13 protein-coding genes are annotated in these 15,125 nt (G+C 48.4%); 7 read left to right on the forward strand and 6 right to left on the reverse strand.

What is annotated here, in order from left to right:
• The first annotated feature begins 47 nt into the window (after positions 1-47).
• Together NLX82_RS18155 and NLX82_RS18160 are read left to right on the forward strand one after the other, a co-directional pair.
• Positions 48-1,304: a DUF445 domain-containing protein gene (locus tag NLX82_RS18155; protein WP_068941032.1), complete on the forward strand. Its 1,257-nt coding sequence runs from the start codon at positions 48-50 to the stop codon at positions 1,302-1,304.
• Positions 1,305-1,337: 33 nt separating this feature from the next.
• On the forward strand, positions 1,338-1,718 hold the full coding sequence (locus NLX82_RS18160; RefSeq protein WP_023986688.1) for a TIGR02328 family protein: 381 nt from the start codon (positions 1,338-1,340) through the stop codon (positions 1,716-1,718).
• Between the two features lie 104 nt (positions 1,719-1,822).
• Here the strand turns inward: NLX82_RS18160 and NLX82_RS18165 are convergent, their stop codons facing one another.
• The gene (locus tag NLX82_RS18165) at positions 1,823-2,497 is read right to left on the reverse strand and encodes an NAD(P)H-dependent oxidoreductase (protein ID WP_028541224.1); all 675 of its coding nucleotides are present in this window, start codon (positions 2,495-2,497) and stop codon (positions 1,823-1,825) included.
• A 189-nt stretch (positions 2,498-2,686) separates the two neighbouring features.
• Here NLX82_RS18165 and NLX82_RS18170 point away from each other — a divergent pair, with 189 nt between their 5' ends.
• Positions 2,687-3,070, forward strand: coding sequence for a winged helix-turn-helix transcriptional regulator (locus NLX82_RS18170; RefSeq protein ID WP_023986690.1), 384 nt, complete (start codon positions 2,687-2,689; stop codon positions 3,068-3,070).
• Positions 3,071-3,168: 98 nt separating this feature from the next.
• Here NLX82_RS18170 and NLX82_RS18175 read toward each other — a convergent pair whose 3' ends face one another.
• The 5 genes from NLX82_RS18175 to NLX82_RS18195 form a co-directional block, all read right to left on the reverse strand.
• Entirely contained in the window at positions 3,169-4,416 is a 1,248-nt protein-coding gene (locus NLX82_RS18175; RefSeq protein WP_023986691.1) for a stalk domain-containing protein, read from the reverse strand.
• A 236-nt stretch (positions 4,417-4,652) separates the two neighbouring features.
• Positions 4,653-5,396, reverse strand: a complete 744-nt coding sequence (locus NLX82_RS18180; RefSeq protein WP_254348725.1) for a YcnI family copper-binding membrane protein — start codon at positions 5,394-5,396, stop codon at positions 4,653-4,655.
• Positions 5,397-5,427: 31 nt separating this feature from the next.
• Complete coding sequence (locus NLX82_RS18185; protein WP_076295440.1) at positions 5,428-7,146, reverse strand: copper resistance CopC/CopD family protein; 1,719 nt, start codon at positions 7,144-7,146, stop codon at positions 5,428-5,430.
• 254 nt (positions 7,147-7,400) lie between these two features.
• Positions 7,401-9,251, reverse strand: coding sequence for a bifunctional diguanylate cyclase/phosphohydrolase (locus NLX82_RS18190; protein ID WP_053324483.1), 1,851 nt, complete (start codon positions 9,249-9,251; stop codon positions 7,401-7,403).
• 282 nt (positions 9,252-9,533) lie between these two features.
• A complete protein-coding gene (locus NLX82_RS18195; RefSeq protein WP_025723384.1) occupies positions 9,534-10,127 on the reverse strand; it encodes a DUF5317 domain-containing protein in 594 nt (197 codons plus the stop codon).
• Positions 10,128-10,329: 202 nt separating this feature from the next.
• Between NLX82_RS18195 and NLX82_RS18200 the strand changes: the two genes are divergently transcribed.
• The 4 genes from NLX82_RS18200 (at position 10,330) to NLX82_RS18215 (ending at position 14,852) form a co-directional block, all read left to right on the forward strand.
• On the forward strand, positions 10,330-11,559 hold the full coding sequence (locus tag NLX82_RS18200) for a multidrug effflux MFS transporter (protein ID WP_254348726.1): 1,230 nt from the start codon (positions 10,330-10,332) through the stop codon (positions 11,557-11,559).
• 116 nt (positions 11,560-11,675) lie between these two features.
• On the forward strand, positions 11,676-12,026 hold the full coding sequence (locus tag NLX82_RS18205; protein ID WP_013308456.1) for a metal-sensitive transcriptional regulator: 351 nt from the start codon (positions 11,676-11,678) through the stop codon (positions 12,024-12,026).
• A 55-nt stretch (positions 12,027-12,081) separates the two neighbouring features.
• Complete coding sequence (locus NLX82_RS18210) at positions 12,082-12,282, forward strand: copper ion binding protein (protein ID WP_013308457.1); 201 nt, start codon at positions 12,082-12,084, stop codon at positions 12,280-12,282.
• A gap of 113 nt (positions 12,283-12,395) precedes the next feature.
• The gene (locus NLX82_RS18215) at positions 12,396-14,852 is read left to right on the forward strand and encodes a heavy metal translocating P-type ATPase (protein ID WP_254348727.1); all 2,457 of its coding nucleotides are present in this window, start codon (positions 12,396-12,398) and stop codon (positions 14,850-14,852) included.
• Positions 14,853-15,125: the final 273 nt, after the last annotated feature.

Consider the following 15,125-nt stretch of genomic DNA (forward strand, 5'->3'; position numbering starts at 1 on the left):
AGGTATAGTGCTTTACTTACTCGACAGTCAGTTTGGAGGATTACAGGATGGGAAAACCAAAAAGTACGAAAACCGCAGCGGCTTGGTCGCTCGTTATTCTAGGGGCAGGCTTTGCAGCCACATTGCCCTTCCAGCAATATGGCTGGGCTCGTTTATTAGCCGGAGCTTTTGAGGCAGGACTTGTAGGGGGACTGGCAGACTGGTTCGCTGTCACTGCTTTGTTCCGTCATCCGCTAGGCATTCCGATACCACATACGGCGCTACTTCCTAAAAATAGGGACAAGCTCACGAATGCATTGGTGAGTACCGTGGAAAATAACCTGCTAAACAAAGACAGCATTGCGTCTAAAATTGCAGATATTCGTTTGGCCGATTTGGTACTGGGCGGTGTGGAAAAAGGAATGCGCACGCCGGAGGCGGCGGCATCCATAGATGTTCTTGCCAAGCGTCTCGTCCAGTCGCTCCCGCTCGCGGAATTGGCTCCGGTCATCGTGGCAGAGCTCAAGCGGCAGGTGACTGACTTTGACACCGGACCGCTGCTAGAGGCGCTTGCTCGTCAGACCAGCGAGAAGGGCTATGATCGCCGCGCACTGGATTACACGCTGGAGCAAGCAGAGTCCTGGCTTTTGCGACCCGAAACGGGTTATACGCTGGGCACCTTAGGGATGCAGGCTGTTAGTGGTTTGCAGGTGAGCGGGCTGATGCAGTTTGCCTTGAACGCATTCCTAGGCTATCTGAACGAAGAGCGTATGGGTGAAATGATTCGTCATTTCCTGCTGGATCAGGTAGCAGAACTGCAAAGGGAAGAGCACCCACGCCGCCAGGCCGTGCTGGATGGTCTGAGAACACAGGTGACCCGATTGGCGACGAAAGATACGGTTCAGGAAGGGTTGAACGGCTGGAAGGATAGCCTTGTTGAAGCCTGGGAAGGCGATGCGTCAGTGCTGGGCAAAATGGAAGAACTGCGTATACGCTTATTGGACTACATGGAAGACGGAAGCTATGTGCAGACCTATATTTTACCGCTATTGGATCGGATGCTGACTGATTTAAGAGGGAATACCGAGCTGCTGGACAAGATCAATGTGCGAATTGTGGAAGGTATTACTGGACTGGTGGAAGCCAACCATAGTCGAATTGGTAACTTGGTACGCGAAAATGTAGACAAAATGGATAACAAATCCCTGATTGCACTGATGGAGGACAAACTGGGACAGGATTTGCAGTGGATACGTATTAACGGCGCAGTTACAGGCTTCCTGATCGGCATTGTGCTGACAGGTATCCGTATGCTAATCCAATAGACCAGAAAAAGCTACAGATAGGGTTGTGGAAGCATGAGGCTTTGGCATGAACATTTAATCGACAGGTTACCCCGTCCGCAACTGTTGGGGCAACATCGTGAGTGCTGTGCCCTGCGCGGGAATGGGTGGGGCAAGCCACACGCCACCGTGAATTATGTGTTCGATTATCACCCCATGCTGCTGGTGCGCTATCATAGGCTCATTATGGACGAAATGAAAAGCAGAGGGTACAATGTTGATCCACTATGGGAACAGCCGTTGTATCGCGGTAAGCAGTGTGAGCCTTGGGAGGCGGAGCTGGGTGAGGAACTGGCAGGCGCGGGTGCATATGTGGAGCATGACGATGAGTATATGAAGGAGTGCCTGGATAACCTGGCATCCAAGGGTATTTTAATAGAGATTGAAGTGACCTAAAAAAGACGGGCTGCGGTATGTTCATCATTCAGATGAAGTGCCGCAAGCCCGCTTTTTTGATGCTTCAGTGTTCAGTGCTTGGGGGAGAGACTCGGGATATTAGATTACAGAATCCAGCGGGTGACCTTTTCCAGCGGTTGTCTGGATTTTTCCCGCTTGGGTTCATGAGCGCGATAACCGAAGGCAGCAATGACTGAAATATCGAGCAGCCCGTTTTCTAGCAGTCCTTCTTCCTCCAAAATGGCATGCACCTGATCGTAGTTAAAGCCCTCAATTGGACAGGAATCAATACCGATCTGAGCCGCCGCTGTCATCATATTGCCTAAGGCAATGTAGGTTTGCTTGGAAGCCCAGTCAAATAACGTACGTTCGTTTTCCAGTAAGCGTTGATTTTCACCCTGGAAAATCTTATAGCGGCCTGGCAGTGAGGCAAAGTCCTCCTCAGACATACCTTTAACTTCTTTATACATATACTCCACGTAAGGAGAATCATAACGAACATCCTTGCGCGCCAAAATCAGGACGACGTGGCTAGCCGCAGGAATCTGCTTTTGACCGCCGCTGGAAACTGCAGCCAGCTTTTCTCTCAATGCCTGATTTTGTACAACTACAAACTGCCATGGTTCAAAACCAACGGAGCTTGGAGAAAGTCGCCCGGTTTCGAGAATGAACTGAAAATCCTCTTCTGGTATGATGCGATTGGGATCGAATTCTTTCGTGGCGTGCCTGAACAGAAAGGCGTCCAGAATTTCCTGTTTTTTAGCTGATGTATTAGACATAAAATGTACTCCTTTTGATATGGGTTTAGTTGGTACTCTATGGGTTTTCTGCTACTATAATGAGAGCTGATATCGAATATATAGTTATCATATAGAAAGCTTTTGCAGGGAACAAGTACGCACATATTTGTTCCTTGTCATACGTCTGGGGCTATTGGTTTACACATTCTACAGAAAGAAGGGGTATACATGGCACAGGAGATGGAACATGCAGTTAGCGTTAATTTTGGATGTCCGGTAGCGAAAACCGTCGGGGTTATAGGCGGCAAGTGGAAGGGAGTCATCTTGTATCATTTGACGACAGGACCGCGGCGCTATAACGAAATTCGACGGACCTTGCCTAATATTACACAGCGGATGCTAACCTTGCAGTTGCGTGAACTGGAGAGAGATGGCATTGTGCACCGTGAAATTTATAATGAGAACCCACCGCGTGTGGAATACTCGCTTACCCCGTTGGGAGATACGTTAAGGCCGTTGCTGGATTTTATGAGAGACTGGGGGATCTTCTATGGAGAACAGGGTTGCGAGCCTGTGACGACAACTTCCAAATCAGGCAAGCACTTTTGTTAAAGGGCATGAAGAAAGCCCGCCAAATGATTTCATAGAAGACGCATAAGAAATCATTAGCGGGCGGAATAAGGTCTGGGTTATTTAGATAAAATGTACACTTATTTAAACTCGATGGCTTCGTTCATCTGCGCCCAGGCCGTTTCTCCAATGATGCCCAAGCGCCAGATAGCGATTCCTTTGAGGTCATAACGTTTGGCTAAACCGATCTTGGCGTTAACGGTGCTATCTTTTTCACTACCCATCGAAATCCCCAAAATGAGCTTGTCCCGCGAGGTTTCCTTCAAGGCCAGTTGTATGGCTTCGTCCACTTTATCCAAAGGCTCAGGCGTAGCCTTTTGTCCGTAATCATAGGCCATGATGATCAGATCGTCCGCCAGATTGCCCAGCGTTTTGTAGTCATAGCCAGAGTAAGAGCTGTTCAGCGGATGTAGAACGACGGTGAGCTTGAGTCCAGCCTGATGCGCTTTGGCCGATAACTTTTGAATAAAGGCGTTGTAGTCTGAACGCGCTTTGGCTTTATCGCCGCTCCAGCCCAATCCTTCCAGATCTAGCGTAATGCCTTTAAATTGTTTGTCGGTGGCGGTACTGACGATTTGGGAAATGGTTTGTTCTTGAAGCTGCGCATTTTCCAAAACCTTGGTCAGTTCGTGATTGCCATCTCCGGAATAGACCATCAGGTAAGGGGAAGTCCCCTGGCTGTCTGCCTCCTGCACAATGGACTCCGGCGTTACGGTTCCAGCGGCTTGAGGCCATTTGTATTCTTTGCCGTTTGTCGTAAATTGTCCGTTCGTATCAATTCGACTCCAGCCGAAGGCAACTGCGTTAAAATCCGGTATTTTGGACTTTTGGTCAAAGGAAGACAGCGCATAGAAGCCTACTGTATACATAGCTTCACGTGGCGATGTAATGGAGACCGTCCGTGTTCCCTGGTTCCAGTTCACCGTGGCTCCAAACTGCTGCCCGAAAAAGCCCAGCGGAATCATGGTGCTGCCGTGCACGGTTTGCGGAGCGGCTGTTAGTTGAACCGTTTGTCCGTCCACTGTGGCATTGCGGCTACCCATCTTTAGAACCACCTGTTTGGTAGCAGAGCCTTGCGCTTTGGTAGCAGTGATGCTTTGGCTGGCTTGATCCCATTTCACTGTAATGCCGAGAGCCTCAGAAATAGCGCGAAAGGGAACCATGGTCGTGCCGTTCATCATGGCAGGTTGTACGGGGAACGGTAATGGATATCCGTCCAGCATAATGCTGATCTTGCCGGTCTCGGCTTGTGCCAAGGGGCTATAGATGCCCGCTGCGGTACTCAGGAAAATAGCGCTAGATAACAGAGCCTTATTTACGATTTTCATCCTATGATCTCCTATGCTCAATAGATTGCAATGCTATCATGTTAGAATCGTGAGGTATCTACCATTTTACCAAAAAAATGATAGAAAGGTGAATGTGAAATAATAGGATGAGATGAATCTGAATATGTATTAAAGCTGAATATTAATCGTGTTCTTTCATACAAAAAAGCTGACCCCTTTAACTAGGTGTCAGCTTTTTCTTTTTAAAACGATCTTAACTTTATACGTAACCCAGATTACTTGCGGCGCTTGAGTGCAATGCCGACAGCTGCGGCACCAAGAACGACTGCAATGATCGAGAGGACGAGTGCTGTCGTTTGTGCAGTAGAGCTGGCAGGAGCAGAAGCAGCAGGGGCAGCTTCTACAGCATTGTTCGAAGCAGGTGCGGGACTGCTGCTATCTTTAGTCGTATCTGTGCTCGCGTGGCCTGCTGCCGTACCCGCTGAATCGTGTCCGCTGTCTGCGGCAGGGGTTGCGGACGTGGCTTCCGCCGTGATTTCGGTAATGGAATGAGGGTTGTTACTTCCTTCGTCGCCTGTCCATTCCACAATACTTCCGTCACTATAATATTGGAAGGCGTCCCAGGCTGCTGCGGTATTCTGGTCTGCATTTTGCGCTACAAAGCTGAAACGTTGATACTGACCCGCTTGAATGCCGTCTTTTTCAGTCGTCCAGGTCACAGTGGTTACTTTGCCAGAGCTGTCTTTTTCGGTGGCTACCTTCCAGTCCGGTACAGGCTCGTATTGTTTGAAAACGACCTCTTTCGGAATTTTCAAGGCGACTTTGGTGGTTGGAATGTTTTTTTCCACGGGTACTTTCAATGTGTACGTTTCCCATGCATTAGGTTGTGAAATAGAAGGCTTAACTGTCACATGTGCACTGGCCATGCCTGCAAAAAGTAAGGCACCCGCCGCAATTAGACCCACAGAGGTTGCAAACCTGGAAAATCTGGATTTTGCTGTTTGAATCGTTGTATTCATATTCATTTCGCTCCTTTTAAGTATAAAATAATTATTTTTTACCGCCTACATGCAGGGTAAATTCAGCATCAACCGCATCGAGTGATGCCGTCAGAGCATGTACTTTTACCGCCCATGTTCCTTCGGAGGTCATCAATTCCTGACTGCGGAATGGTTGTTGTTGCTTTACGGGCAGAACAAATTCCTGTTGATCTTGGTCAGGGTCTGCTGGAGTGAGCGTTAACGTGACCTGCTGGATTCCCGAAACGGCAGCACCCTTGCTATCCTGAACGGATACCTTAAATTCATTGCTGCCCACAGCATTGGGGCTGACTGCCAGTGTAACGTTATATTCGCCCGTAGTGCGAGTCTCCTCAAACGGTACAGCAGGTGCCTGGCCGGGTGACAGGTGAGTGAGCACCGCGGTCAACAGCATCACGAGCAGGCCGACGGACAACTCGGCACGCAATCCCCCAGCGGCTCGCTTACTCGCCGCCGCTTGCCGTGCGCTGCGGAACTGGCTGGCCGCGAAGACCAGCATGACTAGCAGCAGCGCTGCTTTGCCGAGCAGAACGAGTCCATAGGACGTGTTCAGCAGCATGGAGGGAGCCGGAATGTACAGCACGGCTCCATATATACCGGTGGCGAGTAACGCTGCCACCATCGCAATGCCCCAGCCGGCGAAGCGGCGCAAGGCGGCTTGTCGCAGAGTTGCCCGTTCGGATACGGGCAACTCTGCTCCGGCAACCGGCAGGCACACGACCATGACGGCAAGTGAGCCGATCCAAAAGGCTGCTGCCGCGAGATGGACGAAGTCCGCCGCAATGGCTGGAGCTGGATGCGTAGCCGCTGCCGGATGGCCGACAAAGGCCTTGGACAGCATGAGGCATAGCGTTAGGAGAGCCGAGCTGTATCCCCAAAGACGGCGCTGGCGATTCGAAATGCTGTGATCCAGCGCGTAAATCAGCGTTACGCTTAGGAGTAGCACGAGAATCATCTGGATAAACCAAATTTGTCCGGCTCCAGTAAACTGGAGAGCTTCTCCCAGAATCGGGAATGAGAAGCCCTCCCTGATGGAAACTCCGGCATCCCATGAAGCCTGAAGTGGCAGGCTGATCAGAATGGCGGCAGACGTTATGCCGTAGCCGCTCCATAGCAGCTTAGTCCAGCGGGGCAATGTTTCAAAGGGCCGCTGATTTTGCTTATGCTGTTCACTTCGATTCTTGTCTTGGCTTATGCTCGGTAAGATGAACAGCCGGAAACAAATCGCTCCAAAAAGCAGCGATAGTCCTATGTAAAGAAACCAACGGACAGCGATTAAGTCGATTCGTGATGTCCCTGAGCCTTCAGGTGCGGTAGCTTGATGGGTAGGCGCATTGGAACCACTGCCCACTTGGAATGGAATAACTCCATTAACCGGATGTCCGTCTGCGGATAAAGCTCTCCAATTGACGGAGTAAATTCCATTTTTCATCCCTTGAATCAATTGAATTTCCATGGTGGCTTTGTGATTCGGGTCAAGCTGTGCTTTTCCTGTGTCGACCCGCTTGCCTGTTTCGTCGGTCACTTTGATCGACATGAAGGCAGATTGCAAATCTTCATTGAAGGTGATGGTCACCTGAGAAGGCGACTTGTCCAAAACCTGATTTTCGGTCGGACTGGATTCAATGACAAATGCATGAGCCCACGAAGAGTGAGGAAACAGGATCAGAAGGGGGAGACACAGCAATAAAAGACAAGCCACACGGGCTGGTCTGGACAGGTACAACATGCCTGTGAAGTCACCTTCTCTCGATTACTTGAAGCGAGGATATCCCCATTTGTAACATTTTATACGGACAAACCCCTTCCTATCTTAATCATAGTGCATATAGCGTGAATAGATGGAGCGAATTATGACATTTATATGAAATTTGAAATAATAAGCATTATACAAAATGCCAATCATATGAAAACCCCTAGCGTGGTTGAATTCAGGACGATTTCAACCATGCTAGGGGCAAAGAGGAAGAGCCTATGAAGGAATTAGAGCCCTGTTTCCATGAGATCCGTGAAAGCAGGTTGCTTATGTTGAATATAATGGATAAAAATAGCCGTTAGTTTGGGATCGAATTGGCTACCCGAGCAGGCACGTAGTTCTTCAATGGCCTCCTCGAACGTTTTGGTGGGTTGATAGGGGCGCTCGGTTGTCATCGCGTCAAAAGAGTCGATGATCGTCAGCATCCGACATAAACGTGGAATTTGCTCGCCCTTAAAGCCAAACGGATAGCCTCCTCCGTCATAACGTTCATGATGCAGCTCCACAAAAGGAACCAAATCTATGAATCGTTCGTTGGCTTCGACAATACGTTTGCCCCACATGACATGCGCTTGCACCATCTGCCATTCCTCACCGGACAGCTTCTCTTTTTTATTGAGGATATTCCAGGGAATCTCCAGTTTACCAATGTCATGAATGAGGGCACCTAGTATGAAACGCCGCTTATCCTCCGGTCCGAGCTGAAGCACATCGCTCATGTCTGCTGCATATCTGAATACCCGCTTGGAATGCTTGAAAGTGTTAATATCCTTGTACAAGAACAAATTAAGCTGCTGTTCAAGATCGCGAATATCCTGCCCCAGATCGACCTCGCGCTCCACTTCATTTAAACTTCCGTGCGTATGAACGATGTTTTTGCCCTGTTTCTTGGCGTAGTACAGGGCTTTATCCGCCAGATCGACCAGCTGTGACTTGTCGTAGATGTCAATGCGACTTTGTGCAATACCTGCGGAGAAGGACAGACAGCCATGCGGAAAAATTTCAACACCCTCATAACGAGAATCATTTAATCTTTTTCGAATAGCATTGACTGTTTCATATGCTTGTTCAGCGGTATGCTCGGGCATAAGCAGAGTAAATTCTTCTCCACCATACCGGGATACGGTGATGTGGGTGCCGGAGGTTTCCTTCTTAAGAAACTCACCGAGAAATCCCAGTAGCTGATCGCCCTTAAGATGACCGAAATGATCATTGTATTTTTTGAAATCATCAATATCAATCAGCGCCAGACTGAGAGGAGTATTCTCGGATCGGGATATATTCAATTCAGCTTCAAGTGTATTTTCAAAGTAGCTGTGATTGTATAGCCCTGTTCTGCGATCCATGTTCGCTTTTTCTTCGATTTCCCGATACAGCGTGAACATTTGCTTGAATGCGTGAGACAGGAGCATGCTTAGCCCAAGGAACAGCAAAAGTCCTAAAATGCCGTTGTTATAAATCAGTGTAGTCAATACCAAAGACAGAATGAGTGTACATAAGTATACGAGCAGGGATTCAGCCAAAAAAGCCTGTTTAAGCTCATTGAAGGACCCTTTGTATGCGATATAAAAGTAGATGCCCAGTGTGATGGTGTTCACCGCAAAGTAGCAAATCAACGCCAGCAGGTAGGAAGCGAAATGATCTTGGTTTAAAGCTCCCTGCGTTCCGCCGCTTAGTTCAAATACTGTTGAAGACAGGAAAATGGAAAGGGCGTAAATGGAAAAATTGACGGTATGCTTCCACCAGGACAGCTCTGTGTGCCGGAACATGGCAATGATTACATTTAACAACAAAATCAGAATAGCAATTTCGGTGCCATGCACAAAAATACAAGCCAGATACACGGAGGAATCCATGGACTGCTTGTTACTGGCCGGTGGTAGCTGGAATGTAAAATGCTCCAGAATCAGAACTGCTCCCAATAGGGAATAGATCGTGACCCACTCTGTTGTCGTATAGTGCAAAAAGGACCATTGGTTCGTATACAGGAGGACGATCACGCCTGCCAAACATATGAAAAACACATATATTCCCGTCGCGGTAACCCGTTCTTGCAGCTTTTTTATTATACTCATCATTTCTTCTCCTGCCTTGTCGTATCTTGATGTCAAAGCTACCAGGGGTGAATGGGATAATTTACAATTTTGTAATCGAAAATTTCACATGAAAAAACAGGCCGGAATCCAGCCTGTTTTGTTGAGCCTGTGCTTCCTTTTTTTCTTATCGGTGACTAGCCCCCGATTTTGTAACCGGAAGTCAAAGCAATTATGACAGAAGCTACGATAATAGCATTGATAATCACACGGGAGTATTTCAAGTTTTTCATAGGGTTCCCTCCCTTCCTTGGAATAAGGTGTGCACTAGGCGTGGCGGGGATTGGTTTCTTGCTGCTTATCCTTAGTTCTCTTCACGACCATAATGCTTTGGATAAACAGGAACATCCCGAAATTCATGACAACATCTCCAATACTAATTACCTGCGTGCGGGGATAGGGCTTGGAGAGAGGAATAATGTCACCAAGCAATGATAGACGCGTGCTCGCATCCATCATGTAATGTTTCGAGATGACACTTCCGGATTTAAGCATATCTGTATAATAGGGACCCAGCACCTCCGAAGCGCTCAATGAGACCGGCATCCTGCCGCCATTCACCGCCATAACGATAAAATTCATCAATACGCCGATTATAATAAGCTTGAATCCCTTATGATGTCTGTTCAACCAGAGAAATATCAATCCAACCACGTAGACTCCCATAAATAGATACCCGTTAATGGCTGCCAGCCAAGCCCACTTTTCCTGGAAATAAAAAATAATGAATTGTACCAGCAGCAGCACGGGGAACATCCAGCCGGCTATAAGGCGAATTTGACTGAAACGGATCAGACCTTGCCGCCAGCCTCCTCTGAACAGACCTACAATGAGACCTAGTAGCACTCCATCATAGACCATTATCATTCTCCAGATTCCACAAATTTTTTGTTTTGGTTACCGTATAATTCGACCTGAAATTGGTAAATTCCTGCCTGATATATAGCAGTTTTGAAAAAAAATTGCGGATTAGCGTGTAATTATTCGAAGCCAGACGAAATGAGTGATATCATGATACATTGAAGTAATTATTTATATTTTTTTGAAAAGGATGATTATTATTATGAACCGGTTATCCAATACTGTTATGGTTGCCGCAGATATGACCAAATCGCGAATATTATGGATCGCCTTTGTCCTGGGTGCATTGAGTGCTTTCGGGCCGTTGTCCATAGATATGTATTTGCCGTCGCTGCCTACATTAGCGAACAATTTGCATACGACCACTTCGCTGGCGCAGCTTAGTTTAACCGCCTGTCTGTTGGGACTGGCCGTTGGCCAGATCGTTGCTGGTCCGCTTAGCGACGTAAGGGGTCGCAGAGGACCGCTGGTGATCTCGCTCATTCTGTACGCTGCTGCTTCGCTGTTATGTGTGTTTGCGCCGAATATCGGTATGCTCATTGTGCTTCGCTTTATTCAAGGGCTTACGGGGTCGGCGGGGATCGTGATTTCCAGAGCTGTAGCCCGTGATCTATACTCGGGCAAAGAGTTGACACGTTTTTTCTCACTACTTATGCTGGTGAACGGCGTGGCCCCCATCGCTGCACCAGTACTGGGCGGTGTCATTTTGAACTTTGTTTCCTGGCGTGGTGTATTCATGGTGCTTTGTGTAGTCGGCGTGGCTATGCTGATTGCCGTCGTATTGGGTTTGCCAGAAACGTTGCCAACTAACCGCCGCTCATCCGGTGGCTTGAAGCAGACGCTAGGAACACTCGGTCACTTGTTTGCCGATCGACGCTTTATGGGCTATGCCTTCTCACAGGCGCTGATTACAGGAGCGATGTTCGCGTATATCGCTGGCTCACCATTCGTGCTTCAGGATATTTTCGGGGTTTCTCCTCAGACGTATAGCATCATTTTTGCAGTGAATGGTTTGGGGATTGTACTGTTTTCGCAGTTGACGGGTAGACTCGTGGGTCGCTTCAGCGAACGACAGTTACTCTTGTCGGGTCTGGTAATTGCGGCTGTAGCCGGAATTAGCTTGCTTACTGTAGCCTTTACCGGAGGCCAATTGTTTGCTGTTTTAGTTCCTCTGTTTTTTGTCGTTTCCTGCGTAGGGATTGTGAGTACAACGACGACTTCATTGGCAATGCAGAGTCAGCAGCGCTCCGCAGGCAGTGCGTCCGCCATGCTTGGTTTGTTGCCTCTATTACTTGGCTCCATCGCTTCACCGCTAGTAGGCTTGGGGAGTGGAACAACCCCCGTACCGATGGCGGTCGTTATAGCTATAGCCGAGATTGGCGCGCTATTAAGCTTTGTCGTACTTGCTAAGGAAACACGCTCAAAAGTATAAAATAGGGCGAAAAAGTGACATTTTTCTAGAATGTTGACATACCCCATGGGGGTATATTATGATAAGGATATAACAAATGCATAAATGCATGTATACACCACACAGGAGGCTGATGTATGGCTGAGGAGCAACCTGTTTCCCACACTGAAGTCCATGAGAATCACTGTGGAACAGATGGGGAAAAGACAGTTAGAAAAAGTCATCATTCGGCAGAGTTCAAGAACAGCCTCGTATCCCGGTTGAACCGTATTGAAGGTCAGGTTCGCGGAATTAAGGGCTTGATTGAGAAGGATACCTACTGTGACGATGTACTGAACCAGATTGCGGCTGTCCAGTCCGCGCTGAATGGTGTTGGTAAGCTGCTGCTGGAAGGGCATATGAAAAGCTGTGTCATTGAGCGCATGCAGGCAGGAGAGCAGGAAGTGATTGACGAGCTGCTGGTTACGGTCAAGAAGCTAATCCGTTAAGAGTACTATTCATACACATTATGGGTACGGAAGTACCCCTGAGGAGGAAAAGAAAATGGCACAAGTTACATTGAACGTAGAAGGCATGAGCTGCAATCATTGCGTGAAAGCAGTAGAAGGGGCTTTGGAGAAAGTTGGCGCTACCGGCAAGGTCAGCCTCGAAACGAAGCAAGTGAATGTAGAATATGACGAGTCCAAGCTGAACGTTGAGGCTCTGAAAACAGCCATTGAAGACCAGGGCTATGATGTTGTTTAAGCTGAAGATGCTTTATGTGTGAACAGACTTGTTTCGAAGGAGAAGCTTCCATATTAGAAGCTTTTTCTTTTTGGATATGATATACCCCACTGGGGTATAGGAGGAGGATTACCATGGAAAACCGTGCGACCGACGGTGACAAGCAGACAACGCTTCATATTACGGGGATGTCTTGTGCCGCTTGCGCAAGCCGTATTGAGAAAGGTTTAAATCGAATAGACGGTGTGGCACAGGCTAATGTGAATTTGGCTTTGGAGCAGGCGTCGATATCCTATGATCCCAAGCAGGTGGAGATCCCTGAGTTTCGCGATAAAATTGCTTCTCTTGGGTTTGGAACTGTAAGTGAAGAAGCCAATCTGAATGTGACGGGCATGACTTGCGCGGCCTGTGCAACCCGGATTGAAAAGGGATTGAATCGGATGCCTGGTGTAACAGGTGCCACGGTAAATTTGGCGATGGAAACAGCTCATGTGGAATATGCAGCTGGGAGTATTGCGGTTGGTGATCTGGTGAGCAAGATTGAACAGCTAGGCTACGGAGCGATTCCGCAGAGCGCTGAGGACAATATTGCGGATGTGCGCAGTAAGGATATCCATCGTAAAAAATGGAAGTGGATTGTGTCTGCAGTGCTGTCATTTCCGTTGTTGTGGGCAATGGTGGCTCATTTTTCCTTTACATCATGGATTTATGTGCCAGAACTGTTCTTGAATCCATGGTTCCAACTAGTGCTGACAACGCCGATTCAGTTCGTCATTGGTTGGCAGTTTTATGTGGGCGCGTACAAAGCGCTTCGTAACGGCAGTTCGAATATGGATGTGTTAGTTGCACTGGGTACATCTGCGGCTTATTTTTACAGCTTGTACCTTACTCTGCGTCCGTCTGATGTCATGGAGGGAATGGCGGGAATGCCTGTCATGACCATGCCAGAGCTGTATTACGAGACAAGCGCGGTGCTAATTACGCTTATTTTGGTTGGTAAATGGTTCGAAGCGGTAGCCAAAGGGCGTTCGTCCGAGGCGATCAAGAGCCTGATGAGTCTACAGGCAACGACGGCACGTGTAGTACGTGATGAACAAGAGCTTGATATACCAATCGAACAGGTACGTGTGAAGGATATCTTTATTGTACGACCCGGCGAGAAAATTCCTGTCGATGGTGTGGTCGTGGACGGACGTTCGGCAGTGGACGAATCTATGTTAAGTGGTGAGAGTCTTCCGGTTGAAAAAGAAGCAGGTTCCGCAGTTACAGGGGCGACGCTCAATAAAAACGGGGTACTACGTATCCAGGCTGAGCGTGTGGGTGGTGATACGGCGTTGGCCCGTATTATTAAGGTCGTGGAAGATGCGCAAAACTCCAAGGCTCCGATTCAGCGGATTGCGGATCAGATTTCCGGTATTTTTGTCCCCATTGTTGTTGTTATCGCTGTGTTGGCCTTTATCGTCTGGTTTTTCCTTGTGACGCCGACTGATTTTGCAGGCTCACTGGAGAAAATGATTGCAGTTCTCGTCATTGCTTGCCCTTGTGCGCTCGGATTGGCAACCCCAACGTCTATTATGGCAGGATCGGGACGTGCCGCTGAATACGGTATTCTGTTCAAGGGCGGCGAGCATTTGGAGATGACCCGTTCAGTCAACGCAGTGGTATTGGATAAGACAGGTACAGTTACGAATGGCAAGCCAGAGCTGACGGATGTTATGGTTGGAGCAAGCGGCTTGGCTGAAAAGGATTTGCTGCGTTTGCTCGGTGCGGCAGAAAAAAGCTCGGAGCATCCGCTGGCGGAAGCCATTGTAAAGGGGATTGCAGATCGAGGCATTGAGCTAGTAGGACCGACAGATTTTGAAAATATTCCGGGTTATGGTGTGAAGGCGCATGTGGAAGGTAAGCAGGTATTGGCGGGTACACGCCGATTGATGAGCAGGGAAGGCATCGCGATAGATGACTCAGCTGAGCAGCATATGAATGAGCTGGAAAGCGCAGGGAAAACCGCGATGCTTGTTGCTGTGGATGGTTCCTATGCTGGACTGGTGGCCGTGGCGGATACGATTAAAGAAACGTCACGGGAGGCAGTTACCCGTCTGCGCGCGATGAACATTGAAGTGATCATGATTACGGGTGACAATGAACGGACTGCGCGGGCTGTTGCCGCCGAGGCTGGAATTGAACGAGTGCTGGCGGAGGTGCTGCCTGAAGGAAAGGCTGAAGAAGTGAAACGGCTTCAGGAGCAGGGCATGATCGTAGCTATGGTTGGGGATGGTATTAACGATGCGCCTGCGCTGGCTACTGCTAATATTGGGATGGCGATGGGCACGGGAACGGATGTGGCCATGGAGGCGGCGGATATTACCCTCATGCGTGGCAACCTGAACAGCATTCCTGATGCGATCGAAATGAGCCGCCGGACCATGACAAACATACGGCAAAATCTGTTTTGGGCGCTCGGTTATAACGTGATCGGTATTCCGATTGCCGCTTTGGGCTTCCTTGCCCCATGGTTGGCGGGAGCAGCCATGGCATTTAGCTCTGTTTCGGTTGTGCTGAATGCACTGCGTCTCCAACGGGTGAAGCTGTAAATGTATGGATGTATTAGCAGGATAGCGTACTGTCGGACATCTGTTGCGAGATAAAGTTATTATCAGAGTATAGAGCAAGTACGCACAATTGTTGCGTACTTGCTTTTTGTTGCGTTTGTTTTTTAAAACCATTCAACTTTTATCACGTCAGGTTGCTTATCATTAGCGAAAGTTCCATAATATTTGTAGGAGTGCCAAGCAAGCATGCAAGAACTTCTTCGTATACTCACAGCTTGAAGTAGATAAAGAGCTTATATTATGGATTAGGAGTGA

Source organism: Paenibacillus sp. A3M_27_13, from assembly GCF_024213315.1.
GTDB lineage: Bacteria > Bacillota > Bacilli > Paenibacillales > Paenibacillaceae > Paenibacillus > Paenibacillus polymyxa_B.

Coding starts and splice junctions, on each gene's coding strand:
- NLX82_RS18160 (WP_023986688.1), top strand. CDS start 1,338: ATGAGGCTTTGGCATGAACATTTAATCGACAGGTTACCCCGTCCGCAA.
- NLX82_RS18210 (WP_013308457.1), top strand. CDS start 12,082: ATGGCACAAGTTACATTGAACGTAGAAGGCATGAGCTGCAATCATTGC.
- NLX82_RS18200 (WP_254348726.1), top strand. CDS start 10,330: ATGAACCGGTTATCCAATACTGTTATGGTTGCCGCAGATATGACCAAA.
- NLX82_RS18190 (WP_053324483.1), bottom strand. CDS start 9,251: ATGATGAGTATAATAAAAAAGCTGCAAGAACGGGTTACCGCGACGGGA.
- NLX82_RS18195 (WP_025723384.1), bottom strand. CDS start 10,127: ATGGTCTATGATGGAGTGCTACTAGGTCTCATTGTAGGTCTGTTCAGA.
- NLX82_RS18170 (WP_023986690.1), top strand. CDS start 2,687: ATGGCACAGGAGATGGAACATGCAGTTAGCGTTAATTTTGGATGTCCG.
- NLX82_RS18175 (WP_023986691.1), bottom strand. CDS start 4,416: ATGAAAATCGTAAATAAGGCTCTGTTATCTAGCGCTATTTTCCTGAGT.
- NLX82_RS18215 (WP_254348727.1), top strand. CDS start 12,396: ATGGAAAACCGTGCGACCGACGGTGACAAGCAGACAACGCTTCATATT.
- NLX82_RS18155 (WP_068941032.1), top strand. CDS start 48: ATGGGAAAACCAAAAAGTACGAAAACCGCAGCGGCTTGGTCGCTCGTT.
- NLX82_RS18165 (WP_028541224.1), bottom strand. CDS start 2,497: ATGTCTAATACATCAGCTAAAAAACAGGAAATTCTGGACGCCTTTCTG.
- NLX82_RS18180 (WP_254348725.1), bottom strand. CDS start 5,396: ATGAATACAACGATTCAAACAGCAAAATCCAGATTTTCCAGGTTTGCA.
- NLX82_RS18185 (WP_076295440.1), bottom strand. CDS start 7,146: ATGTTGTACCTGTCCAGACCAGCCCGTGTGGCTTGTCTTTTATTGCTG.
- NLX82_RS18205 (WP_013308456.1), top strand. CDS start 11,676: ATGGCTGAGGAGCAACCTGTTTCCCACACTGAAGTCCATGAGAATCAC.